This is a genomic window from Saccharothrix sp. HUAS TT1, assembly GCF_040744945.1.
Lineage (GTDB): Bacteria > Actinomycetota > Actinomycetes > Mycobacteriales > Pseudonocardiaceae > Actinosynnema.
Genome location: NZ_CP160453.1, coordinates 3,485,159 through 3,508,499, shown reverse-complemented (window position 1 = coordinate 3,508,499; position 23,341 = coordinate 3,485,159). Strand labels below are relative to the sequence as shown.

Sequence of the window (23,341 nt, the reverse complement as noted above, 5' to 3'; positions counted from 1 at the left end):
GTTTCACGAGCGGTCGTCCGGCTCACCGGGCACCGGAAACGCGAAGAAGCGCACGGCGACCCGCCGCGCGCCCCCGGGCGTCTCCTCCGCCGGTCGCTGGTAGCGCTTCAGCAGCGCCATGTACTCGTCGAAGAACTCGTGCAGCTCGGCCAGCGTCACCCGGACCGAGCCGCGCGAGTACGGCAGCACGTCCGCCCACTCGCCCAGCTCCGCCCGCCCGGCCAGGTAGCTCGCGAACAGCTCCTGGTCGGCCGCCAGCTTCAGCTCGTCGAGCTGCTGCACCAGGGACCGCACTTCCCGGTCCTCCGGCGCGCGCGGGTAGCGCAGGTCCTGCGCGGGCGCCCGCCACCACCGCTCACGGCCGTGCGCCCGCTCGGGCACCTCCTCCACGAAGGCGTGCTTCGCCAACGCCCGCAAGTGGTAGCTGGTGGCGCCGCTGCTCTCACCGAGGGCCTTGCCCAGGACGCTCGCCGTCGCCGGCCCGTGCTGCGCCAGGTGCCGCAGTATCCGCTGCCGCAACGGGTGCGCCAACGAGCGCAGCTCGTCCACCTCGGTGATCTCGCGCGGTTCCACCACGTCGCAAAGCTACCTTTGCAAAGGTACCTTTGCAACCTCAGTACAGCGAGCCGTACAGCTCCTCGTGCACCGAGTGCACCACCTTCCGCTTCACCTTCAGCGTCGGCGTCAGCTCACCGTCGTCCTGGCTGAGGTCCCGGTCCAGCACCACGAACCTCTTGACCTGCGACACGTGCGCGAAGTGCGAGTTCGCCTCGTCCACCACCCCCTGGACGAGGTCGCGCACCTCCGGCGTGCGCGCCAGCGACGGCAGGTCCCCCGGCAGCCCCCGCTCCGCCGCCCAGGGCAGGACCTCGTCCGCGTCGAGCGTGATCAACGCGACCAGGTACGGCCTCCGGTCCCCGTACACCACCGCGTGCGAGACCCACCTCGACCGCCGCAGCTGGTTCTCCACGTTCGCCGGCGCGATGTTCTTGCCACCGGCGGTGATGATGATGTCCTTCTTGCGCCCGGTGATCGTGACGAAGCCGTCCGCGTCGACCTCGCCCAGGTCACCGGTGCGCAACCACCCGTCGGTCAGCACCTCCGCCGTGGCGGCCGGGTTGTTCCAGTACCCCGCGAACACGTGCGGCCCGCTCATCAGGATCTCGCCGTCGTCGCCCAGCTTCAGCGACAGGTCCGCCATCCCGTACGCCCCGACCGACCCGAGCTTGTGCCGCGCCAGCGTGTTGACCGTGCCGACCCCCGTCGACTCGCTCATCCCGTAGCCCTCCAGCACCGGCACCCCGGCGGCGGAGAAGAACTCCAGCACCTCCACCGAGATGGGCGCCGCCCCCGACAACGCCTGGCGCAACCGCCCGCCGAAGATCGCCCGCACCTTCGCGAAGATCGGCTCCACCTGGTCGAAGGCCCTCGCCAGCTCCTCGGGCACCGCCTGCCCGGCGCTCCTCAACCCCCGCACCGCCAACCCGACCGCCACCGCCTGCCGCAACCGCTCCGCCGGCACACCGGCCGTCGCCGCCGCGTAGACCTTCTCGAAGATCCGGGGCACCGACGGCAGGAACGTCGGCCGCACCTCCGACAGCTCCGGCACGATCCGCGACGCGTCACCGCAGAACGCCACCGCCGCCCCCGTGTACAACGCCGACAGGTGCACGATCTGCGCGAACACGTGCGCCAGCGGCAGGAACAGGTAGGACAGGTCGTCCGCCGTGACGTAGGACAGCTCGTCCGTGAGCCGGCACATCGTCAACCAGTTCCGGTTGGTCAGCACGCACCCCTTGGGCGGCCCGGTCGTCCCCGACGTGTAGATGATCAACGTCGGGTCGTCCACCCCGACCGCCGCCCGCCGCTCGTCCAACTCCCCCGGCACCGGCGACGTCCGACCGACCGACCGCAACTCCTCCAACCCGCCACCCTCGACCACCACGACCTCGCGCAACCCCGGCACCAGCCCGCGAACCGACTCGACCTTGTCCCGCTGCGCGGCGTCCTCCGCCACCAGCACCACCGCACCCGAGTCCCCGATGATCCAAGCGCACTCCTCCGCCGCGCTGGACGGGTAGATCGGCACCACGATCCCCCCGACCGCGAGCACCGCCAACTCCACCGCCGACCACTCGACCCGCGTGCCGGACAGCACGCACACCCGATCACCCGGCCGAACACCCAGGTGCACCAACCCCGACGCCAACTCCATGACCCACTCGGCCACCTCGACGAACGTCAGGTCACACCACTTCCCACCCTCCCGGTACCGCCAGGCCACCCTCTCGTCGTGCACCTGCGCCGCCACGAACGGCAGATCGGCAACAACCCTCGCCACCACGACACACACCCCCGCACCCATCGGGCCCGCACCGACCCACCGAGGCTCGATTTGACATGGGTTCGGGCGCCTTAGGCTGGTCGAAGCCGGCAGGCCTGGCGGGACGCTTTACCCCGCCGGGCCTGCCGGCTTTGGCCTGCCTGGGGTGCCCGTAAGGGCCCCATGTCAAATCGAGCCGGACAGACCCACCCCACCCCTTCTTTCTCCCTTCAACAAGTCGTAACCCCACAACAACTAAGCCCCCACCCTCACACCCACCCATCCACCACCCTGGCCAACTCCAACCTCGACCCCACCCCCAACTTCCCGTACACCCGCGACAGGTACACCTCGACCGTCCGCGGGCTGTAGTGCAACGCCGCCGCGATGTCCCGATTCCGCATCCCCTGCTGCACCAACCGCGCCACCTTCTCCTCCGCCTCCGTCAACACCCCCGCCCCACTCCCCACCCCTCGCCCCTTCCCCCTCGCCCTGGGCACCTTCGCCCCCAACTCCCGCAACCTCACCCCCGCCTGCCTCCGCAACCCGTGCGCCCCCACCCCCTGGAACACCCCGTACGCCTCCAACAACTCCCCCACCGCCGCCTCGTCCACCGCCCCCAGCGCCAACTGCGCCCGCGCCTTCTCGAACACCAACCCGCCCACCTCGGCCTCCTCGACCGCCTCCCTCAGCGCACCCGCGTCCCGCTCCACCACCCCGACCACCCGCCGCACCGCCACCCGCGTCCACGGCGCCACCCGGTCGGCCGCCACCACCCGCAACCGCTCCACCGTCCGCCGCGCCTCGTCCACCCGCCCGAGCCCCAGGTCCAACTCCGCCAACCGCCCCAGCAGCACGCAGCTGTACGCCGTCGTCCCGTCCTCGTCCACGGCCGCCACCAGCACCGCCCGCGCGCGCTCCACGTCCCCGCGCGCCGCCAGGTACCCGGCCAGCGCCAACGCGTGCAACCGCGCCATGTTCGGGCTGCCCGGGACCTCCAGCGCCGCCAGCCGGGCCGCGACGTCCAGCTCACCGCGCCACGTCCGCACCTCCAGCTCGATCGCGCGCAGCCCGTGCAGCATCATCAGCTCCTGCCGCGACTCCAGCTCCGCCGTCGCCCGCCCCACCCTCTCCAGGCAGGCGTCCCACGCGCCGCCGAACCAGTCCAGCGCGACCCGCGCCAGCTCCAGCTCACCGCGGAACGCGTGCCCGCCCACCCGTTCCCGCAGTTCCTCCGCCCGCCGCAGCCGCCACGACGCGTCCTGCACCAACCCCGCCAGCGCCCCGGTCGACGCGCCGACCGCCAGCGCCTGCATCTCCAGCGACGCCGAGCCCCCGGCCAGCTCCAGCGACCGGTCGGCGTACTCGACCGTCTTGTCGTGCCGGAACAGCATCGACGTGATCATGGCCAGCCGGTCGAAGACCACCACCCCCTCCGCCGCCGACGTGACGGGCATGGCCTCGATCCGCTCGACCGCCTCCAGCGCCTCCGCGTGCCGCTCGCAGAAGACCAGCAACAACGCCCGCTGCGCGTGCAACGCGATCGGCGCGCCCCCTGCCAGCACCTCAGCGTCGGCCAGCTCCAGCGCCTCGGCCAACCTCCCCACCAGGAACAGGCTGCTCAGCACCACCACCGCGCACCGCGACCGCTCCGGCCCGGCCGGCAACGCCGCCAGCGCCGCCAACCCCGGCTCCACGGCGGCGGCGGGCCGCGAGGCGTGGGCCAGCGCCCGGCACTGCGAGGCCAGCAGCCCGGCCCGCTCCGGTGACGCCACCGGCAGCAGCTCCAACGCCCGCGCGCACAGCGCCGCCGCCGTCTCCGGCGCGGTCGTCCGGTTGGCCTCGGCGGCCTGCGCCATCACCCGGACCGCCCGCAGGTCGCCGGGAGGGGCGGACTCGGCCAGGTGCCAGGCCAGCTCCAGCTCGTCCACCGCCAGGCCGCGCTCCCGGTCGTCCAGCAGCCTGGCGCTGATCAGGCTGTGCAGGTGGCGGCGTTGCGCCGGACCGATCTCCTGGTACAGCGCCTCGCCGACCAGGGCGTGCGAGAACCGGTAGCCCCGGTCCTCGTCCCGGGTCACGACCTGGGCGCGCAGCAGCCGGTCGAACGCGTCCGCCACCGCCTCCTCGGGCAGCGACGACACCCGCGCCAGCAGCCCGATCCGGTCGAGCCGCACCCGCCGGAAGATCGACACCGCGCGGGCGACCGCCCGGGTGTCCCGGTCCAGCGGCGCGACCCGGCGCAGGACGGCCTCCCGCCTGGTCAGCCGGATCGCCGACGGCGACACGGTGAGCCGGGCCCGGTCGCCGTCCACCGCCACGAGGTCCAGCTCGCGCAGCGACCGGGCGATCTCGACCGCGAAGAACGGGTTGCCGTCCGCCCTCCGGCACACCTCGTGCGCCAGGCCGTCGTCCACCGGCGCGCCCAGCACCGCCTCCACGATCCGGGCCACGTCACCGCCCGCCAGCGGCGCCAGTCCGACCCGCACCACCTCGGCGTGCCGCTCGACCCGGTCCAGCAGCTCGTCCGCGCCGTGGTTGCCGTGGTGCGCGCGGGCGGCGGTGATCAGCACCAGCGGCGCGGCGGTGACCCGGCGCAGCACCACCGCCAGCATGGCCAGCGAATCGTCGTCCACCTGATCCAGGTCGTCGAGCACCACCGCCGAGAGGCCGGCGAACTCGCGGGCCACCAGCTCGCAGGTCCGCCCGAACCAGGTGGCGTCGTCCACCAGGACCGCGTCCAGAGCACTCAACGCACCCGACACACCCACCGCACCCGCCGCGGCCCCACCACCCGACACCGACCGCAACGCCGTCACCACCGCCGCGTACGGGATGCGCCTGCTCACGTCGTCCGACTCGGCCACGGCCACCACACGCCCGCGCTCCCGCAACCGGCGACGCACCTCGGCCAGCAGGCTCGACTTCCCGATCCCGGGCTCACCGGACACCACCACCGCCACCAGCCCGGCGGCGGGCGCCCGCTCCACCGCGTCGAGCACGGCTGCCAGTTCGACTTCCCGGCCGAAGAAGGGCGACAAGGGCACCTCCCTCGTTGGGCTCATCACCCTACCGATTGAGGAATCCCTACTCACGTGTCGTGGCTCACGGTGGTGACATGGCGGGGCAACCGAACCACCTGGAGGGTCCGATGACGGTCGAGGGCACCTGCGCCGACGAGTTCGCCGAGGTCCGCGCCGAGTTCGAGCGCAACTTCGCCGAGCGCGGCGAGCTGGGCGCGGGCGTGCACGTGACGGTCGACGGCGAGACCGTGGTCGACCTGTGGGGCGGCGACGCGGGCGGGCGGCCGTGGACCGAGGACACGATCACGCACGTGTGGTCGTGCACCAAGGGCGCGACCGCGCTGTGCTCGCACGTCCTGGCGCAGCGCGGTGAGCTGGACCTGGACGCGCCGGTCGTGCGGTACTGGCCGGAGTTCGGGCAGAACGGCAAGTCGCGCACCCTCGTGCGGGACCTCCTCGCCCACCGGGCGGGCCTGACCGCCGTCCGCGAGCCGCTGCCGCCCGGCGGCATGTTCGACTGGGAGCTGGTGACGGACCTGCTCGCCCGGCAGGAGCCGTTCTGGGAGCCGGGCAGCCGGCACGGCTACCACGCGCTGACGTTCGGGCACCTGGTCGGCGAGGTGGTCCGCCGCGTGGTCACCGCGCCGCTGGCCGAGTTCTTCGAGGAGGAAATCTCCGGCCCCCTGGCCCTGGACTTCTGGCTGACGCTGCCCGAGGACCTGGAACCGCTGGTCGCCCCCACCGTCCCGGCCGACCGCGACGCCGACGTCCCGGCCGTGCACGCGACCGCCATGACGCGGCCCGACTCCATGCAGGCGCTGCTCCTCACCAACACCGGCGGCTACGTCGCGGCGTCGAACTCCCGCGAGGCGCACGCCGCGCAGTACGGCTCGGTCGGCGGGATGAGCAACGCGCGCGGCCTCGCGCAGCTCTACCGCCCGTTGGCGCTGGGCGGCGAGTACAACGGCACCCGCCTCGTCGACGAGGACCGGGTCCGCTCGATGTCGGCCGTCGCGTCGTCCGGCCACGACGAGATGCTGCTGGCCCCGACCCGGTTCGCCCTCGGCTTCATGAAGTCCGTGGACAACCGCCACCTGCCCGCCGCCGACCGCGGCGTGCTGCTGCCGGAGGCCGCGTTCGGGCACTCCGGCATGGGGGGGTCGCTCGGTTTCGCCGACCCGTCCGCCCGCCTGTCCTTCGGCTACGCCATGACGAAGATGGGGCCGGGCATCGGCGTCAACGAGCGCGGCCAGTCCCTTGTGGACGCCGCCTACCGATCGCTGGGCTCCGAGATGCCGTAGACCGACCGCAGCCAGACGCACGTCAGCACGTCCACCAGCTCCCGGTCCCGCGCCGCCGACCGGCGGGTCCGGGAGCGGTTCAGGAACGCCTGCTCGTTCATCGACACGAGCACCCCGGCCAGCGCCTTGGCGTCCGGTCCCGGCGGCGCCGCGCCCGCACCGCGCTCGATGTCGATCTGCGACGCGGTCGCGTCCACGAACCGGTGGGCGACACCGGCCCAGAACTCGCGCATCAGCGGGTCGGTGTCGCGGGCGCGGACGGCGGCGCGCAGCACCGGGCCGTGCTTGCGCCACAGCGCGAGGCTCGCGCCCAGCGCCCGCCGGATCGAGTCCTCGGGCGGTTCGCTGCCGCGCCTGAGCCAGGACGACGCCGACTCGTAGAGCGCGTCGAGGACCCCGCCGGCCAGCGCGTGCAGCACCGCTTCGCGCGACGCGAAGTGGAAGTAGAAGGTGGACCGCGAGATGCCCGCCCCCGCGGCCAGCTCGTCGACCGCGATGTCGTCCAGCGACCGGGTCTGGAGCAGCCGCTCGGCGGTGTCGAGGATCGCCTGCGAGGTGAGGTCGCCCTTGCTGGGCTTGCGCCGCGACCCGACCGTGCCGGCACGTGGGGACATGGCGCACATCCTCGGTTCCCCGCACCGGCAGCCGCAAGGTTTCCGCGCGCACCGCCACCAAGTCGAAAGCTCAGGCTCCCCGCCGAGGGGCGGCCGGCTCCCGACCGGGTGGACAATCGGGGCGTGGACCCCCTCCGGGCGTTGAGGCAGGTCGCGTTCCAGCTGGAGCGCGCCGGTGAACCCACCTACCGGGTGCGCGCGTTCCGCAGGGCGGCCGAGGTGGTGGCCGCCCTGCCGGACGGCGAGCTGGAACGGCGGGCCGCCGCGGGCACGTTGACCGACCTGGCGGGCATCGGCAAGGCCACCGCCGGGGTGGTCGCCGACGCGCTGGCCGGGCGCGAGCCGACCTACCTGAGCCGGTTCCACGAGCCGGTGGTGGGCGGTCAGGCGCTGCGCGCGCTGCTGAAGGGCGACTGCCACACGCACTCCGACTGGTCCGACGGCGGCAGCCCGATCCGCGAGATGGCGGAGGCGGCGCGCGACCTCGGGCACTCGTGGGTGGCGCTGACCGACCACTCGCCCCGGTTGGCGGTGGCCAACGGGCTGTCCGCCGACCGGCTGCTGCGCCAGCTGGACGTGGTGGCCGAGCTGAACGCCGAGCTGGCGCCGTTCCGCGTCCTGACCGGCATCGAGGTGGACATCCTGGACGACGGCTCGCTCGACCAGCGGCCGGAGCTGCTGGCGCGGCTGGACGTGGTGGTCGCCAGCGCGCACTCGAAGCTGCGGATGGCCGCGCCGGAGATGACCCGCCGCCTGGTCGCCGCCGTGGCGAACCCGCACGTGGACGTGCTCGGCCACTGCACCGGGCGGCTGGTGACCGGCAAGGGCCGGCCGGAGTCGGTGTTCGACGCGGAGGCGGTGTTCTCGGCGTGCGTCGAGCACGGCACCGCCGTGGAGATCAACTCGCGGCCGGAGCGGCGGGACCCGCCGGGTCGGCTGCTGCGGTTGGCGGTCGAGCTGGGGTGCTCGTTCTCGATCGACAGCGACGCGCACGCGCCGGGGCAGCTGGACTGGCTGTCGTTCGGCTGCGAACGCGCCGAGGACTGCGCCGTGCCACCGGACCGCGTGATCAACACGCTGGACGCGCCCGCCCTGCTCTCCCTTCTCCGGTAACGCCCGGCCGCCGCCCAGCGGTCCCTCAACGCCCGGCCGCCGCCCAGTGGTCTCAACGCCCGGCCGTCGCCGGCCGCTGCACCCTGGACGCCCGCACCAGGTGCCCGTACCAGGGCACCAGCGGCCCGGTCCGCCCCTCCACCAACCGCTGCCACGTCGCCCGGCACAGCCCCAGGAACGGCGCCGCGTCCCAGTTCCGCGCCAGCTCCGCCAGCGGCCGGCTCTGCACGTTGCCCAGCCAGTACCGCCGGTCGAAGCCGTACGACACCGGCACCGCCGCGCCGTTCGCCTCGATCACCAGCGGCGTGAGCCAGCGGCCGAGCGGCTGGGAGTCGTCCACCGGCGCGGCCATGAAGGCTTCCGGCTGGCGCGCCAGCATGGTGCGCGGCACCGCGTCGAGCTGCACGGCCAGCCCGTGCTCCTCGGCGATGCGGCCCAGTTCCACCGCCGCGTAGGCCAGCTCGACCGCGTCCGGGCGCTCCCCCGCCATCGACCGGTTCGCCGCGCCCTCCGGTTCGAGCGGGTGCACCTGGAGCAGCAGCGCGCCCGACTGCGCCGCGGCGAGCGCGACGTCGCCGAGCTGGGTGGCGTTCCCCTGGGTCAACGTGGTGATCACGCCGACCGGGATGCCCGCCTCGGTCAGCCTGCGGATGCCGGCCAGGGCCTTGTCGAAGCAGCCCTCCTGGGCGCGGATCCGGTCGTGCGTGGCGCGGTCGCCGTCCAGCGAGACGGCCACCAGGTCGACCAGCCCGCGCACCAGGCCGATGCGCCGCTGGGTCAGCGCCACCGCGTTGGTCGTGACGGTCGTCCGCATCCCGGCGTCGCGCGCGGCGCGCAGCAGCGCGGGCAGCTCCGGGTAGAGGAACGGCTCGCCGCCGGAGACGTTCAGCACGTCGTAGCCGAGGTCGGCGGCGTCCGCGACCACCCGGGACAGCACGGGGATCGGGATCGACTCGGCGACGTCCGGACCCGAGCTGGAGTAGCAGTGCAGGCAGCGCAGGTTGCACAGCCTGCTCGGGTGGACCTGCAGCACGGCCCGGCCACTCGTCTGGCCCATTCGGCACCCTCCCGTGGATCTCCCTGTCGGTATGGAGGGAGCAAGCGCCGGCGTGATACGTCACCGGCCGTGGCAGTGCGGCGGCCGTCCCACAACCCCAGGACAATCCCGGTCACCCCGCGAACCGCAGGACGACACCAGCCACCCCCGCGAACCGCAGGACAGCACCAGCCAGCCGACCCCCGTCCCCACATTCCTGCGGATTCCGCACGGCGCCGAATGCGATTTCGCCGTTCCGAAGGTGAACCCGACCGACCCGGTGCTAACGTGCTGCGCCAGTCGAAAATGCGCGTCGCCGCACGAGTCCGGCTCACCTCTTGCGCTTGAAAGGGCCCGCCGACATGGACGACCAGGACCGGGACGACCCGCGCGACCGCAGAATTGCCGGAAAGGCGGTGTGGTTACCCGTCGCCGGGGTCGCCGTGCTGGCGGCGGGCGTGCTCATCGGGGTGCAGCTGAACCCCGCACCCTCGAAAACAGAAGCGTCCACGCAGGTCAAGACCACATCAGCCACGACGTCGACCACGACGTCGGCCGTCGAGGCGAGCATCGCCCCGGTGCGACCGGGCGCGACCTGGCTGGCCGACCTGGCACCGGTCGACAGCAGCTCGATCGACGACATGTACGTGGAAAGCCCGTGGACGGCCGCTCCCGCGACAGTGCGGGAAGTGACCTACACGAAGGCCGTGTCCGCCACCGGCGCCTGGTGCAGATCAGCCCAGCTCACATTCGCGCTCGATGGCGGATATGAGCGCTTCTCCGCCCGGGTCGCGATCGCGGACAATTCATTGGAAACGAAAGGGCTCGACTTCTACGTGGTGGTAGACGACCGGCGGGTGGTCGAGATCGCGAACGCGATCACCGAGCCGCAACCGGTCGACGTCCCGGTGGTCGGCGCGCGGTTGCTGACCATCGGCGTCGAGCCGCCGGCCGACGACCTCAGCGACTGCCCCGGCCCGGAGCGCGTCGGCGTCTGGGCCGACCCGTCCTTCACCACGCCGGCAGGCTGACGGGCTGACGGGTTGACGGGCACCCGGCGCGAACGGCCGGGTGCCCGACGAACCAGAAGAACCGGACGAACCGGGGGACAGAACCTCTGCCGGTCAGGTGTAGCAGGGCTTCTCGAACTTGAAGTCCTTCGCCGTCGGCCCGGTGAAGAAGTCCTCCACCAGCCCGACTCCGGTCGCCGCCTGCTCGTCCGGCTCGTAGATCAACGTCTGCCGGAACGCCGCTTCGTCGGTGTTGCCGGAGAAGTTGCCCGCGCCCTGCGGCAGCATCCCCTCGTAGTCCACCGAGTCCAGCTGCCGCACCGCGGCCAGCACGCCCGCCCTGGTCAGGTCCTTGTTCTCGGCCGCCTTCTCCAGCGCGGCCTTCAGCGGGTACGACCACACCCACCCGGCCGTGTAACCGTCGTTCGGCGTCACGGACGGCAGCGCCTCGCGCAGCGCCTTGTGGCCCGGCGAGTCGGTCGCCCACGACTTCCACGGCGCCGACTGGAGGTACAGCGCCTTGATGGCGGGCGCGGCGGGGCTCTGCATCAGGCCCTGGTTCCACGTCGGCGACGTGCCGATGAACTTGCCCTTGAAGCCGCGCGCCGCGGTCTGGCCGATGATCACCGCCGCGTCGGTCGGCCCGGTGGTCAGGATGACCACGTCCGGCTGGTTCGCCAGCACGGCGTCGATCGCGCCGCCCTGGTTGTCCTGGCCGGTCTGGGTGACCGCGGCGGAGTACGTCAACCCGCGCTTCTCGGCCGCGATCTTCGCGCCGGCCGCCGCGTCGTCGCCGTAGTCGCCGGGCAGGTGCACGGCCATCACGCTCTTGGCGCCCAGCTTGTCCACCGCGTAGTCCACCGAGTTCATCGACTCGACGCAGTAGTTCGCGCCGGATTCGAGGATGACCTCCTCCACGCCCCACAGCGACGTCCACGACGCGGGCACGCTGACCATCTGCGTGCTCTCCAGGTCGGGCAGGATGGCCGCGGTCGTCGGCGAGCCCAGGGTCTGCGCCAGGGCCAGCACCTTGCCCTTGATCTCCTGGTACACCTGGTTGTGGATCTGCGGGTTGTACTTGTTGTCCTTGACGTGGGTGGTGACGTCCACGTCGTAGCCGCCGATGCCGCCCTGGTCGTTGACGCGCTTCCAGAACGCCGCCTGCGACTCCGTGATCGGCACCGAGAGCGTCTTGAACGGCCCCTCGGTCAGGTCCGAGATCGACCCGAGGTAGATGCAGCCGCGGTCACCGTGGCCGGTCTTCGGGCACGGCTCGCTGGTCACCCCGAAGTCGACCTTGATGCCGCCCTTGCCCTCCTGCGGCGCCGCTCCGTCGCCGCCGCGACACGCCACGGCGGCCAGCGCCACCACGGAGAACAGCGCGAGCACCGCTCTGTGACTTGCCATCCGATCCACCCTTCAGTACGAGAAAGGCCAGGTGCGCCAGTAGTTGCGGACGCGCACCCAGATACCGAACAGGCCGCGTGGCTCGACGATCAGGAACACCACGATCAGCAGCCCGTAGAGGACCGCCTCGACCTGGAACACCGTGACCGCACCGGTCGCGTCCGAGCTGATGAACGGCAGCACCGCGGGCAGTTCCCGGGTGATGCGCGGCAGCAGCGTGATGAACAGGGCGCCCATGATCGCGCCGGAGATGGTGCCCGCGCCGCCGATCAGCACCATCGCGATGTACTGCACCGAGAGCAGCAGGCCGAACGAGCCGGGGTCGAAGAACCCGTTGACGACGAACAGCAACGAGCCCGCGACACCGGCGTAGAACGAGGACACGGCGAACGCCAGCGCCTTGTACCGGGTCAGGTCGACGCCGATCACGGCCGCCGCCAGGTCCCGGTCCCGCACCGCGGCGAACGCCCGCCCGATCCGCGACCGGACCAGGTTGCGCGCCAGCACCGCGAAGACCACCAGCAGCACGAACATCAGCAGGTACAGCTGCTGCGGCCCGGTGAACCACGCCGACGCCCGGTCCAGCCGCACGCCGAACAGCTCCGGCACCGCCGCGGGCCGGCCCACGCCGGGGCCGCCGGTCAGCGACGTCCACTCGCGGAAGACGTGCTCGCCGAGGAACACCAGCCCGAGCGTCACGATCGCCAGGTACAGCCCGCGCAACCGCACCGCGATGGGCGCCACCACCAACCCGGCCAAACCCGCCACCAGGCCGGACGCCAGCAGCCACACCGGCAGCGACGTCACGCCGAACCCGAGCACCCGCCCGTCCGGGTCGCCGGACAGCGCCGCGCCGGTGTACGCGCCGATGGCGAGGAAGAACGCGTGCCCCAGCGACACCTGCCCCGCGTACCCGGTCACGATGTTCAGCCCGATCGCGCCGATGGCCGCGACGAACCCGGTGGCCAGCAGCATCAGCAGGTCGTCGGTGATGGCGAACGGCACCAGCAGCGCCACCACCACCAGCGCGCCCGTCCACGTCCGCTTGGGGCGCGTGTTGAGGAACGCCATGTCCTGCGCATAAGAGGTGTACAGCTCCGGTCGACCCTTCACAGCCGCTCCACCTCCTTGCTGCCGAACAGCCCGTAGGGCCGCAGGAGCAGCACGACCAGCATCAGCACGTACGGCGCGACCAGCGCGAAGTTCGGCCCGAGCCAGGGGGCGACGCCGCCCTGGTACGTGCCGACGAGCGATTCGACGACCCCGACCGCCAGCCCGCCGACGACCGCGCCGCCCAGCGAGTCCAGCCCGCCGAGGATGATCGCCGGCAGCGCCTTCAGCGCGATCACCCACAGCTGCTGGTCGACGCCCGCGCCGGTGGCCACGAACACCCCGGCCAGCGCCGCCAGCCCGCCCGCGATCGCCCACGACAGCGCGAACACCGAGCCGACCGAGATGCCCTGCGCCAGCGCGACCTCCTGGTCGTGGGCGACCGCCCGCATCGCCAGCCCGATCCGGGAGTACCGGAAGAACGCGAACAGCACCACGACCACGGCCACCGTCGTCCCGAACATCACCAGGTACCGCTGCTGCACCTCGACGCCGAGCAGCGTCACCGTGGCCAGCCCCCACGGGTCGCCGACCTGCCGCACGTCCAGCCCGATGAACGCGTTGGTCACCACCCGCACCACCACGTCCACGCCGATGGTGATGATCGCGACCACGAACACCGGCTTGCCGATCATCGGCCGCAGCACGGTCCGCTCGACGCCCAGCGCCAGCACCGCGATCAGCACCGCCGCGATGGGCACCGCGGCGAAGAACCCGACCTCGGCGGCCAGGTAGCTGACCAGCACCGCGCCCGCCAGCATGAACGCCGGTTGGGCGAAGCTGATCACCCTGGTGGACTTGTAGATGATGACGAAGCCCAGCGCCAGCAGCGCGTAGATCGACCCGGAGCCCAGGCCCCGGACCAGCGATTGCAGGAACTCGGTCATCCCCGCCCCCCGGAGTACATCTCGTCCACCAGCTCGCCGAACACCTTCGCCAGCGCGGACCGCTTCACCTTCTGCGTCGCGGTCAGCTCGCCGTCCTCGTGGTCGAGCTCCTTGGGCAGCATCCGGAACTTCTTCACCTGCTCGACCGTGGCGAACCGCTCGTTGACCCCGGTGACGATGCCCCGCACCAACTCGCGCACCTCGTCCTTCTCCGCCAGGTCGCGGTAGGTGGTGTAGGCGATCCGGCGCTGCCTGGCCCAGTGGCCGACGGTGTCCTGCTCGATGCCGATCAGCGCCACCAGGTACGGCCGCCGGTCGCCGAGCACGATCGCCTCCTTGACGTACGGCGACGACTTCAGCGCGTTCTCGATCTCCGACGGCGCCACGTTCTTGCCGCCGGCGGTGATGATGATGTCCTTCATCCGGTCGGTGATCCGGACGTGCGTGCCGTCCACCCACTCGCCGACGTCGCCGGTGCGCAGCCAGCCGTCCGGGGTCATCGCCCGCGCGGTGGCCTCCTCGTCGCGCCAGTAGCCCGCGAACACGCCGCCGTGCCGGGTCTGGATCTCGCCGTCGTCGGCGATCCGCAGCTCCACGCCGGGGTGCGGCTCGCCGACCGTGCCGACCTTCACCCGGCCGGGCCGGTTGCCGGTGGCGACGGCGGTGTTCTCGGTCATCCCGTAGACCTCGTGCACCGGCACGCCGATCCCCATGAAGAACCGCAGCACCTGCGGCGAGATGGGCGCGGCGCCCGACGACGCGTACCGGACGTGCCGCATCCCGATCCGGGCCTTCAACGCGCGGAAGCACAGCAGCCAGCCGATGCCGTACCGGAGCCGGGTGCCGAACGTGTGCCGGCCGCCGTTGCGCACCAGCTCGTCGCCGAGCCCGTCGGCCACCCGCAGCCAGAACCGGGTGGTGGCCCGCTTGAGCCGGCTGGTGTTGGCCGCGCTGACCGTGATGGCCGCCATCACCTTCTCCCAGATCCGCGGCACGCCGAACAGGATCGTCGGCTGCACCTCGCGCAGGTTCGCCTGCACGGTCTCGATCGACTCGGCGAAGTGCACCTGCACCCCCGCCGACGCGCTGAACCACGTGGTGAAGATGCGCTCGGCGACGTGGCACAGCGGCAGGTAGGACAGCGTGACGTCCTTGGGCGACGGCGGCGGCGAGGTGAACCCGCCGCCCTCGACCAGGGACTCGACGGCGAACTCGACGTTGGCCACGGTCAGCATCGCGCCCTTGGGCGGCCCGGTGGTGCCCGAGGTGTAGATCAACGTCATCACGTCGTCCGGCTCGACCTCGCGCATCCGCCGCGCCACCGCGTCCGGGTGCTCGGCCCGGTGCTCCTCGCCCAGCGCCAGGAAGTCGTCCCAGGACAGCAGCTTCGGGTTGTCGTAGCGGCCCCGGACGCCGCGCGGCTCGACGTAGACGATGCGCTCCAGCGCGGGCAGCGCGTCCAGCACGGCCAGCGCCTTGTCGACCTGCTCCTGGTCCTCGGCGATGAGCACCCGCGCCCCGGAGTGCGACAGCAGGTAGGCGACCTCGTCGGCCGGGTTGGTCGGGTACAGGCCGACGGTCGTCGCCCGCACGGCCACCGCGCCGACGTCGGCGTAGAGCCACTCGCGGCGGTTCTCCGAGTGGATCGCGACCCGGTCGCCCACGTCGACGCCGAGCGCCAGCAGGGCGTGCCCGACCAGCTCGGCCCGCGCCCAGTACTGCGCCCAGGTGACCTCGCGCCAGACGCCGAAGTCCTTGGCCCGCAGCGCGACCGCGTCCGGCGTGGTCCCCGCCCGGTCGCGCACGCGGGTGACGACGGTCTTGACCCCGGTCACGCGGGACCTCCCGCGCTCTGGTGCGCCTCGCCGAGGTAGGCGCGCACGACGTCCGGGTCCCGCTGCACCTCGGCGGGCGTGCCGGTGCGGATCGGCTTGCCGAAGTCCAGCACCATCACCCGGTCCGCGAGGTCCATCACCAGCCCCATGTCGTGCTCCACCATCACCATGGCGATGCCCAGCTCGTCCCGGACGTCGAGCACGAACCGGGCCATGTCCTCGGTCTCCTCGGCGTTCATGCCCGCGACCGGCTCGTCCAGCAGCAGCACCTTCGGCTCCATCGCCAGCGCTCGCCCCAGCTCCACCCGCTTCTGCACGCCGTAGGGCAGCAGGCCGACCGGCAGCCGCCGCCACTGCTCCAGTTCGAGGAAGTCGACGACCTCCTCCACGGCGGCCCGGTTGGCCAGCTCCTCGCGGCGGGCCTTCCCGACCCACGCGAACGCCGCCAGCGCCCCGTACCGCATGTGGTTGTGCCGGCCGAGCATCAGGTTCTCCACCACCGTGAGGTGGGCGAACAGCTCGATGTTCTGGAACGTCCGGGCGATGCCCATGGCGGCGATCCGGTGCGGGCGCCTGCCCAGCAGCTCCTCGCCGCGGAACCGGACCGAGCCGGACTGCGGCCGGTAGACGCCGGACAGCACGTTGAAGATCGACGTCTTGCCCGCGCCGTTGGGTCCGATGATGGCGAACAGCTCGCCCGCGGCGACGTGGAACGACACGCCGTCCACGGCGGTGACGCCGTCGAACGCGAGCCGCACGTCCCGCACTTCCAGCACGTTGTCCCCCGTGCTCACGACAACCACCGCTTCCGCCGCTTGTAGTGCTTCACGTCGCGGAACGACCGCACGGCGCCCTCGCCGCGCAGGCCCAGGTAGAACTCGCGCACGTCCTCGTCGGCCAGCAGCGCGGCGGCCGGCGAGTCCATCACGACCTTGCCGGTCTCCAGCACGTAGCCGTGGTCGGCGATGGACAGCGCCATGGTCGCGTTCTGCTCGACCAGCAGCACCGTCGTGCCCGCCGCGTTGATCTTCACGATGAGGTCGCGGATCTGCTGCACCACGAGCGGCGCGAGGCCCAGGCTCGGCTCGTCCAGCAGCAGGTAGCGCGGCTCGGACATCAGCGCCCGGCCGATGGACAGCATCTGCTGCTCGCCGCCGGACAGGTAGCCGGCGCTCTGCCCGCGCCGCTCGCGCAACCGCGGGAACAGCTCGTACATCCGGTCGAGGTTGCGCTTGATGCCGCGCGGCCTGCTGTGCCCGCCGATGCGCAGGTTCTCCTCGACCGTCAGCTCGGCCAGGATGCGCCTGCCCTCCAGCGCCTGCTTCACGCCGAGCGAGGCGATCCGGGTCGGCGAAGAGCGGTGGATCGGCTCGCCGTCCAGCGTGATGCCCCCTCGGGTGATCTTGCCGTCGTGCACGTCCAGCAGGCCGGAAAGCGCTCTCAGGAGCGTCGTCTTGCCCGCGCCGTTCGCTCCCAGGAGGGCGACGATCCGCCCCTCGGGAACCCTCAAGCTCACACCGCGCAGCACCAACATCACGTCGTCGTAAACGACTTCAAGGTTGTTCGCCTCGAGCACCAGGCGCCTCCGGGGATCTCGGGAGGCGATCAGTATGACGCCGATCACAAGGTTACCTACCACCGTTCGCAAACCGTGATGAACCAGCGCACGGGGTGTTCGGCTTTCACGATTCTGTTGCGCAGTCCTGTGTGGACTGGTGTAGCGGCAGGTGAGCGCGGGTATGCCCTGGCGACCGGAACGAGGTGCGAGGGAGCGTCGCCACACATGTACGGCTCGGAGGTGGAGCTCAGGGTGGCGGCCAGGCCGGCCCACCTCTCGACCGTTCGCGCGGTCGCGGCGGCGATCGCCCGGTCCACGCCCGAACTGGCCATCGACCTGGTCATCGCGGTGGACGAGGCGTGCAGCTCGCTCATCGCCCGGACGCTGGACCCGTCCGCCGAGATGCGGTGCCGGTTCGCCCGGGAAGGTGATTCCGTGCGCTTCCGGGCAGAGGTTCGGTCCTCCGCCGTCACCGTCCCGGATCATGACTCGTTGTACTGGAGGGTTGTCAGTTCCGTGACCGACGCGGTGGCCACCTGGGTTGACGGGGAGGGCCGGTTGCGGGTCGAGTTGAGGTGCCGGGCATGAACGCCGTGGACTACCAGCCGCTGTTCCACCAGCTGGCGGAGGCGGAGCGGGACGGGAAGCGCTACCAGCGGTTGCGGGACCAGCTGGTCACCGAGCACCTGCCGATGGCCAGGCACATCGCCGACCGGTTCGCCGAGCGGGGCGAGTCGGTCGAGGACCTGCGCCAGGTCGCGGCGGTCGGGTTGATCAACGCGGTGGACCGGTTCGACGTGTCCCGCGGCATCGACTTCCTGGCGTTCGCCGTGCCGACCATCACCGGTGAGGTGCGGCGGTACCTGCGCGACCAGGGCTGGGCGGTGCGCGTGCCGCGGCGGTTGAAGGAGCTGTGCGTCGCGATCGACACGGCGCGGGTCGAGCTGTCCCGGCACACCGGCCGGACGCCGACGCCGAGCGAGGTGGCGCGGCACCTGGGCATCGGGGTGGACGAGGTGTACGAGGGGCTGCACGCGACGTCGGCGTACCACCTGCTGTCGTTGGACGAGCAGTCGATCAGCGACGAGCTGAGCCACGAGGACAGCCTGATCAGCGACGACCCGGCGCTGGAGGTGGTCGAGCTGCAGCACGCGCTGGACCCGATGCTGCGCGGGCTGCCGAAGCGGGAGCGGCGGATCGTCGTGCTGCGGTTCTTCCGGGGGATGACGCAGAGCCAGATCGCGGACTCGGTCGGGGTGTCGCAGATGCACGTGTCGCGCCTGCTGAGCCGATCACTGGCCCGGTTGCGCTCGCTGCTCGATGATGAGTAGGCCGCGCTGAGCCGGCGGCGGGGCGCTCCGTGCTCTCACCGTTCTCCGGGATCCGGCGACCAGCGGTCACCGGTCGAGCGAAAGGGGTGGTCGCAGTGGTGACGAACCTCGCCGGACTCGCGTGGCCACAGCGCACCGCCCTCCTCCTCGGTGGGCTGCTGGTGCTGTGGGGCGTCATCGACCTCGTCCGGGCCGACCCAACCCCGGGCGTCCTGCACTTGGCGACGGGTGCAGTGATCGCCGCCGCCGCGGTGCGCACCCGCGTGGCGCGGCTCGTCGGCTCGCTGATGGGCGTGGTGTTCCTGGTCGTGTTCGCGTTCGGCGTCGGCCAGCCGGGCGGCGCGATGGACGCCGGTTTCGCGGGGAACGCCGCGCACCTGCTGATCGGCTTCGCCTCGGTGGCCGTGGCCGAGAGCTGCGCGTGGTGCGAACAACGGTCCAAGCGCCCCACCACCACCTAGCCTCCCCTCCTTCTCCCCACTCCCCTCTTCACCTGTTCGCCCTGTTGCGTTGGTTGCACCGCTCCCCTTTCGGGTATCTCCCCGATGACCCGATCGGGGAGGACCGATGCACACGGCGAGTCTGCAAGACCTGGTGAACGTCGAGGGCCCGTTCGTCTCGGTGTTCCTGGACGTCGGCGATCACGTGGACCTGCGGTGGCGGGCGATGCGCGACCAGCTCCAGGCCATGGCCGCCGACCCGTACCTCGTGGCGTTGACGCACAACGCGATCACGTCCGGCGTGACCCCTCGCGGCCTCGCGGGCCGCGCGCTGGTCGTCGGCGGCGGCCGGGTGCTGGTGGACCAGTACGTCCCGGTGCCGCCGTCCGGCTACACGGCCCGCTACGGCCCGCTGCCCTACATCCTGCCCTTGGTCGACCTCTCCGAACCCCTGCTGCCGCACGTGGTCGTGCAGGTCGGTGAGCACGGCGCGGACCTGCGCGGCGTCGACCCGACCGGTCGACCGGTCGCCGTGGCCTCAGTCGGCGCCCGCCGTCCGGGTCGTCGCCTGGACGCCGCAGAACTGGCCGACGTCGCCGAGGAAGCGACCACCCTCGTGGACCGCCTCGGTGCGCCGCTCCTCGTCCTGGCAGGCCCCCTCGCCGGCCGCCGCTCACTCCGCGTAGCCCTCCCGACCCGCTACCACCACTTGGTCGTGGAAGTCGAGGGCCCCTCGGACCGGGCCGTCCTGCACCTGGCCGGCCGCGCCAACCAGGACGCCCGACGCGCCGTCGTCGAACGCTTCCGCGACGAGTCCACCCGAATGACCGGCCGCGCCGTCCACGGCCTGGACGCCGTCACCAAGGCCCTGACCGAGGGCCGCGCCGACACCCTGCTCCTCACCGACAGCCTCGTCGGCTCCCGCGAAACCGACCACGGCCGCGCCGACGAAACCCTCCCCCTCCAAGCCATCAAGTCCTCCGCCGAAATCGTCCTCGTCGGCGGCGCCGTCCGCCTCCACGAAGACGTCGGCGCCCTCCTCCGCGACTGACCCCCGCCCCGCCCCCAGCGAACAACCCACCCAAGCAATCCACCTCGCCGGCCACCGCCCACCCGGCCAGCCGTGTGGCGATCAGCGGGACAGGCCAGGCAACGCGCAGGCCCCAGCCACCGAGCAGGCCCCCACAGCTCCCGCCCACGGACCGCGCACGAGCGCGACAGACATCCGACCAGGGCCGCGCACAACGACCGTCGACAGACAGGCCGCGCGAGTCCACAGGCGGTGACACCGAGCCCAACGGCCGGGCATGCGGCGAATGCGATGGGCCGGTGACGTCGCGCCTCGCAGGAGGCCGGGCGGCGGAGCGGCACCGAGACGGCCAACCGCAAACTTCCCGGCCCGGCCCGGCCCGGCCCTGGCCTCGGCTCGACCCGGCGCGGAGAGGCGCGGCAGGACACGGCGAAGCACGGCAAGGCACACGCGGGCGAAACAGGGCACACGCGGGCGAGGCGTAGGCGGGCCGAGCCGGGGCGGGGCACAAGCAGCGCGGAGCCTTGGCAAGGCGAGCCGGAGCGGGCGAGCCGGGGCAGGCCGGGGGAGGCGGGCCAGTCAGGGACGGGCAAGCCGAGTCGGGTGTGACCGGCAGGCAAGCCGGGGCGGGTACGGCGAACAGGCCAGGCGGGACGGGAGCGCGGGACGGGAGCGGAGCCAGGCGGGGTGCTGGCGGGATCGGCGGCGCTAGCGGGTCAGCGGTCATGGCGAGGTCGGCGGCGCTAGCAGGGTCGGCGGTCAGGACGAGTCCGGCGGGGTCGGCGGGGTCGGCGGGGTCGGCGGTCAGTGTGGGTTGGCGGTGGACGTGGGTAGGCGGTCAGGGCGAGCAGAGCGGTCGGGCCGCTGCTGCTGCGGCGGCGGGTGGGGGTGGGGCGCGGGGCGGTGGGGGTAGTTGGTCGAGTGGTGGGGTGAGGGGAAATTGCGGGGTTTCGGGAGGTTCGGGTGAGTGGTGGGCGTGGGTGGTGGTTCGACGGCTCCTCATGGTTTTAACCGAGGCTTGGTAACAGTGTTTTGATACAATTTCAGGCCATGATCACCCGATCGTGAAGACCGACGAAACCCTGACCTGCGAAAACACCGCCCACCTCCCCGCTCACCCCCGAGACGCCGACTTCCCCCGCCCCTTCCGCCTCGGCCGGAGGAGTTGGAGGACGGCGCGTTCCACGGTCTCACGATCAGCGGACTTCGGCTGGATCACCGCGCCCTCCTCGAACAGCTTCACCACCCGCGGGTCGACGTAGGACTTCCGGGCCACCGCCGGCGTGTTCCCCAGGTGCTCCGACACCTCCCGGATCACCGCCGCCTCCACCCGCTTCCGCCCCCGCTTCGACTCCGGCCGCCCCTCCCGCGCGAACGCCGCCGCCGCCAGCACCGTCGCGTGCCAGGTCCGCAGGTCCTTCACCGAGAACTCCGCCCCCACCAGCTCCTTGAACCGCTCGTTCACGTCATCCGACCCGACCGGCCGCCCGCCGTCGTCCACCAGCAGCCGCTCGTCAGCCCCACCCCTCCCCCGCAGCAACGACGCCACCGCCCGAGCCAACCGCGCGTCCTCCACCTCCGTGCAGAACTCGATCCCGCCCTTCGCCGGGTAGCAGAAGTCCACAGTGGACCGCCGCACGGCCACGTGCGAGCACAGCAGCGTCGCCACCCCGTGCGTCCCGTTGTCCGCCGCGTACGTGTCCCCGCCCACCCGGAACACCCCCTGGTCCAGCACCGCCAACGCCACCGCCAGCACCCGCTGCCGGGACCGGCCGCGGCCGTCGAGCTCCCGCCGCACCTCCTCGCGGAACGCGGGCAGCACCGGGGCCAGGTCCAGCACCCGGTCGTGCTTCTCCTCGTCCCGGTCCTGCCGCCACCGCTCGTGGTACAGGTACTGGCGCCTGCCGGCGGTGTCCACGCCGACCGCCTGGATGTGGCCGTTCGGGTGGGGGCACACCCACACGTCGCGCCACGCGGGCGGGATGACGAGGGCCTTGATCCGGGCCACCGACTCGGCGTCGAGGGGCGCGCCGTCGGCGTCGGCGTAGCTGAAACCGCGGCCTCGGGCGCGGCGGCGCCAGCCGGGGGTGGAAGGATCGCTGCGGCGCAGTCTCACGACGGGCAGGTTCCCGGGGCCGGACGGATGAAACCGGTGCGCCGAACAATCCGCAACAGCATGGTTGAAAACTCATCCGATTGGGTATGGGACCGGCATGAGCGAGCCGTGGACCGTGGGTGTCGAGCAGGAATTCCTGCTGGTCGACCCGGAGACACGCCGACCCGTGCCCCTGGCCGAGTCGGTGGCGCAGCACGCCGGGGCGGGCCTCGACGTGCAGCGGGAGCTGACGCCGTTCCAGATCGAGGTCGCCACGCCCGTCTGCCGGACCGCCGAGGAGCTGGCCGAGCAGGTCCTGCTGGGCCGCACGCACCTGGCGAAGGCCGCGCACGCGGCGGGCTGCCGGCTGCTGGCCTCGGCGATCCCGCCGGTGGGCTCGCTGGGGCCGCCCGCCCTGACCGACGACCCCCGCTACCGCCTGATGCAGCGCACGCACCGCGCGATCATCGGCGGCCAGGGCGTCTGCGGGATGCACGTGCACGTGGGCGTGCCGGACCGGGACGTCGCGGTGCGCGTCGCGAACGCCCTGCGGCCGTGGCTGCCGACGTTGCTGGCGCTGGGCGCGAACTCGCCGATCGAGGAGGGCGAGGACACCGGGTACGCCAGTTGGCGCTCGATCGTGTGGTCGCGCTGGCCGATCAGCGGCCCGCCGCCGCACCTGGGCTCGGCCGCCGAGTACGACCGGCTGGTCGGCGCCCTCACGGCGACCGAGGCGCTGCTCGACCGCGGGATGGTCTACTGGGACGTGCGGCCGTCGGTGGAGCACCCGACGGTCGAGATCCGGGTGTCGGACATCCCGATGACGGCGCGCGAGGCGGTGGTGATCGCCGAGGTGATCCGGGCGTTCGCCCGCACCGCCGCCGAATCGGGTGAACCTGATCGGGTGGACGACGTGATGTTGCGGGCCGCCTACTGGCGGGCCGCGCGCGACGGGGTGGACGGCTTGGCGGTGGACCCGTTCACCGGCGGCCTGGTGCAGGCCCGGGAGCGGGCCGCGGAGCTGGTGTCCTGGTGCTCGGGCGCGCTGGCGGACGCCTCGGCGCTGTCCACTGTGGAAGACCACTTGGCTTGGCTGGGCACTCACGGCAGCGGTGCGGCGCGGCAGCGGCGGGCGCTCGGGGCGGACCCCGACGCGCGCGAGCTGGTCGACTCGGTGCTGGCCGAAACGGTCGCTGAGACCGGTTGAGGGCTACCGTGGATTTCGACGCCG

20 protein-coding genes are annotated in these 23,341 nt (G+C 72.3%); 8 read left to right on the top strand and 12 right to left on the bottom strand.

Features of this window, described 5'->3' with window-relative positions:
• Positions 1-3 precede the first annotated feature (3 nt).
• The 3 genes from AB0F89_RS17215 to AB0F89_RS17205 all read right to left on the bottom strand — a co-directional run bounded on the left by AB0F89_RS17215 (position 4) and on the right by AB0F89_RS17205 (position 5,361).
• Positions 4-576, bottom strand: a complete 573-nt coding sequence (locus tag AB0F89_RS17215) for an ArsR/SmtB family transcription factor (protein ID WP_367137358.1) — start codon at positions 574-576, stop codon at positions 4-6.
• Between the two features lie 37 nt (positions 577-613).
• Positions 614-2,341, bottom strand: coding sequence for a long-chain fatty acid--CoA ligase (locus AB0F89_RS17210; protein WP_367137356.1), 1,728 nt, complete (start codon positions 2,339-2,341; stop codon positions 614-616).
• Positions 2,342-2,592: 251 nt separating this feature from the next.
• Positions 2,593-5,361: an AAA family ATPase gene (locus AB0F89_RS17205; protein ID WP_367137354.1), complete on the bottom strand. Its 2,769-nt coding sequence runs from the start codon at positions 5,359-5,361 to the stop codon at positions 2,593-2,595.
• Between the two features lie 77 nt (positions 5,362-5,438).
• Here AB0F89_RS17205 and AB0F89_RS17200 point away from each other — a divergent pair, with 77 nt between their 5' ends.
• Positions 5,439-6,644 carry a serine hydrolase domain-containing protein gene (locus AB0F89_RS17200; RefSeq protein ID WP_367137352.1) on the top strand — a complete coding sequence of 402 codons (1,206 nt, stop codon included), beginning with the start codon at positions 5,439-5,441 and terminating at the stop codon, positions 6,642-6,644.
• Here AB0F89_RS17200 and AB0F89_RS17195 read toward each other — a convergent pair.
• Positions 6,614-7,258 carry a TetR/AcrR family transcriptional regulator gene (locus tag AB0F89_RS17195; RefSeq protein ID WP_367137350.1) on the bottom strand — a complete coding sequence of 215 codons (645 nt, stop codon included), beginning with the start codon at positions 7,256-7,258 and terminating at the stop codon, positions 6,614-6,616. The two genes, AB0F89_RS17200 and AB0F89_RS17195, sit on opposite strands and share 31 nt — an antisense overlap.
• Before the next feature lie 123 nt (positions 7,259-7,381).
• Between AB0F89_RS17195 and AB0F89_RS17190 the strand changes: the two genes are divergently transcribed.
• Positions 7,382-8,371 carry a PHP domain-containing protein gene (locus tag AB0F89_RS17190; protein ID WP_367137348.1) on the top strand — a complete coding sequence of 330 codons (990 nt, stop codon included), beginning with the start codon at positions 7,382-7,384 and terminating at the stop codon, positions 8,369-8,371.
• A gap of 52 nt (positions 8,372-8,423) precedes the next feature.
• Here the strand turns inward: AB0F89_RS17190 and AB0F89_RS17185 are convergent, their stop codons facing one another.
• The gene (locus AB0F89_RS17185; protein ID WP_367137346.1) at positions 8,424-9,428 is read right to left on the bottom strand and encodes a radical SAM protein; all 1,005 of its coding nucleotides are present in this window, start codon (positions 9,426-9,428) and stop codon (positions 8,424-8,426) included.
• 341 nt (positions 9,429-9,769) lie between these two features.
• Between AB0F89_RS17185 and AB0F89_RS17180 the strand changes: the two genes are divergently transcribed.
• A complete protein-coding gene (locus AB0F89_RS17180; protein WP_367137344.1) occupies positions 9,770-10,438 on the top strand; it encodes an NPCBM/NEW2 domain-containing protein in 669 nt (222 codons plus the stop codon).
• Positions 10,439-10,531: 93 nt separating this feature from the next.
• Here AB0F89_RS17180 and AB0F89_RS17175 read toward each other — a convergent pair whose 3' ends face one another.
• The 6 genes from AB0F89_RS17175 to AB0F89_RS17150 are packed head-to-tail and all read right to left on the bottom strand — an operon-like array spanning position 10,532 to position 17,190.
• A complete protein-coding gene (locus tag AB0F89_RS17175; RefSeq protein ID WP_367137342.1) occupies positions 10,532-11,824 on the bottom strand; it encodes an ABC transporter substrate-binding protein in 1,293 nt (430 codons plus the stop codon).
• Positions 11,825-11,836: 12 nt separating this feature from the next.
• Positions 11,837-12,937 carry a branched-chain amino acid ABC transporter permease gene (locus AB0F89_RS17170; RefSeq protein WP_367137340.1) on the bottom strand — a complete coding sequence of 367 codons (1,101 nt, stop codon included), beginning with the start codon at positions 12,935-12,937 and terminating at the stop codon, positions 11,837-11,839.
• Positions 12,934-13,821 (bottom strand): branched-chain amino acid ABC transporter permease, encoded by an 888-nt coding sequence (locus tag AB0F89_RS17165; RefSeq protein ID WP_367137338.1) that lies wholly within the window; start codon positions 13,819-13,821, stop codon positions 12,934-12,936. The genes AB0F89_RS17170 and AB0F89_RS17165 overlap by 4 nt, the downstream gene beginning before the upstream one ends.
• Positions 13,818-15,656: a long-chain fatty acid--CoA ligase gene (locus AB0F89_RS17160; RefSeq protein ID WP_367137336.1), complete on the bottom strand. Its 1,839-nt coding sequence runs from the start codon at positions 15,654-15,656 to the stop codon at positions 13,818-13,820. Before AB0F89_RS17160 ends, AB0F89_RS17165 begins: the two co-directional genes overlap by 4 nt.
• Positions 15,653-16,450 (bottom strand): ABC transporter ATP-binding protein, encoded by a 798-nt coding sequence (locus AB0F89_RS17155; protein WP_367137334.1) that lies wholly within the window; start codon positions 16,448-16,450, stop codon positions 15,653-15,655. The genes AB0F89_RS17160 and AB0F89_RS17155 overlap by 4 nt, the downstream gene beginning before the upstream one ends.
• The gene (locus AB0F89_RS17150) at positions 16,447-17,190 is read right to left on the bottom strand and encodes an ABC transporter ATP-binding protein (protein ID WP_367138898.1); all 744 of its coding nucleotides are present in this window, start codon (positions 17,188-17,190) and stop codon (positions 16,447-16,449) included. The genes AB0F89_RS17155 and AB0F89_RS17150 overlap by 4 nt, the downstream gene beginning before the upstream one ends.
• A gap of 120 nt (positions 17,191-17,310) precedes the next feature.
• Here AB0F89_RS17150 and AB0F89_RS17145 point away from each other — a divergent pair, with 120 nt between their 5' ends.
• From AB0F89_RS17145 to AB0F89_RS17130, 4 genes are all read left to right on the top strand, one after another.
• The gene (locus AB0F89_RS17145; RefSeq protein ID WP_367137332.1) at positions 17,311-17,802 is read left to right on the top strand and encodes an ATP-binding protein; all 492 of its coding nucleotides are present in this window, start codon (positions 17,311-17,313) and stop codon (positions 17,800-17,802) included.
• Positions 17,799-18,545, top strand: coding sequence for a SigB/SigF/SigG family RNA polymerase sigma factor (locus tag AB0F89_RS17140; protein WP_367137330.1), 747 nt, complete (start codon positions 17,799-17,801; stop codon positions 18,543-18,545). The genes AB0F89_RS17145 and AB0F89_RS17140 overlap by 4 nt, the downstream gene beginning before the upstream one ends.
• Before the next feature lie 98 nt (positions 18,546-18,643).
• Complete coding sequence (locus AB0F89_RS17135) at positions 18,644-19,006, top strand: hypothetical protein (RefSeq protein ID WP_367137329.1); 363 nt, start codon at positions 18,644-18,646, stop codon at positions 19,004-19,006.
• Positions 19,007-19,112: 106 nt separating this feature from the next.
• Entirely contained in the window at positions 19,113-20,036 is a 924-nt protein-coding gene (locus AB0F89_RS17130; protein WP_367137327.1) for a hypothetical protein, read from the top strand.
• Positions 20,037-21,129: 1,093 nt separating this feature from the next.
• Here AB0F89_RS17130 and AB0F89_RS17125 read toward each other — a convergent pair.
• Positions 21,130-22,131 carry a DNA topoisomerase IB gene (locus AB0F89_RS17125; protein ID WP_367137325.1) on the bottom strand — a complete coding sequence of 334 codons (1,002 nt, stop codon included), beginning with the start codon at positions 22,129-22,131 and terminating at the stop codon, positions 21,130-21,132.
• A gap of 97 nt (positions 22,132-22,228) precedes the next feature.
• Here AB0F89_RS17125 and AB0F89_RS17120 point away from each other — a divergent pair, with 97 nt between their 5' ends.
• Entirely contained in the window at positions 22,229-23,317 is a 1,089-nt protein-coding gene (locus AB0F89_RS17120; protein WP_367137323.1) for a glutamate--cysteine ligase, read from the top strand.
• Positions 23,318-23,341: the final 24 nt, after the last annotated feature.

What these genes read in the sequence shown, in the direction of transcription:
- AB0F89_RS17200 (WP_367137352.1), top strand. Translation starts at nt 5,439, where the DNA reads ATGGCGGGGCAACCGAACCACCTGGAGGGTCCGATGACGGTCGAGGGC.
- AB0F89_RS17195 (WP_367137350.1), bottom strand. Translation starts at nt 7,258, where the DNA reads ATGTCCCCACGTGCCGGCACGGTCGGGTCGCGGCGCAAGCCCAGCAAG.
- AB0F89_RS17185 (WP_367137346.1), bottom strand. Translation starts at nt 9,428, where the DNA reads ATGGGCCAGACGAGTGGCCGGGCCGTGCTGCAGGTCCACCCGAGCAGG.
- AB0F89_RS17180 (WP_367137344.1), top strand. Translation starts at nt 9,770, where the DNA reads ATGGACGACCAGGACCGGGACGACCCGCGCGACCGCAGAATTGCCGGA.
- AB0F89_RS17175 (WP_367137342.1), bottom strand. Translation starts at nt 11,824, where the DNA reads ATGGCAAGTCACAGAGCGGTGCTCGCGCTGTTCTCCGTGGTGGCGCTG.
- AB0F89_RS17165 (WP_367137338.1), bottom strand. Translation starts at nt 13,821, where the DNA reads ATGACCGAGTTCCTGCAATCGCTGGTCCGGGGCCTGGGCTCCGGGTCG.
- AB0F89_RS17150 (WP_367138898.1), bottom strand. Translation starts at nt 17,190, where the DNA reads ATGTTGGTGCTGCGCGGTGTGAGCTTGAGGGTTCCCGAGGGGCGGATC.
- AB0F89_RS17145 (WP_367137332.1), top strand. Translation starts at nt 17,311, where the DNA reads ATGAACCAGCGCACGGGGTGTTCGGCTTTCACGATTCTGTTGCGCAGT.
- AB0F89_RS17140 (WP_367137330.1), top strand. Translation starts at nt 17,799, where the DNA reads ATGAACGCCGTGGACTACCAGCCGCTGTTCCACCAGCTGGCGGAGGCG.
- AB0F89_RS17130 (WP_367137327.1), top strand. Translation starts at nt 19,113, where the DNA reads ATGCACACGGCGAGTCTGCAAGACCTGGTGAACGTCGAGGGCCCGTTC.
- AB0F89_RS17120 (WP_367137323.1), top strand. Translation starts at nt 22,229, where the DNA reads ATGAGCGAGCCGTGGACCGTGGGTGTCGAGCAGGAATTCCTGCTGGTC.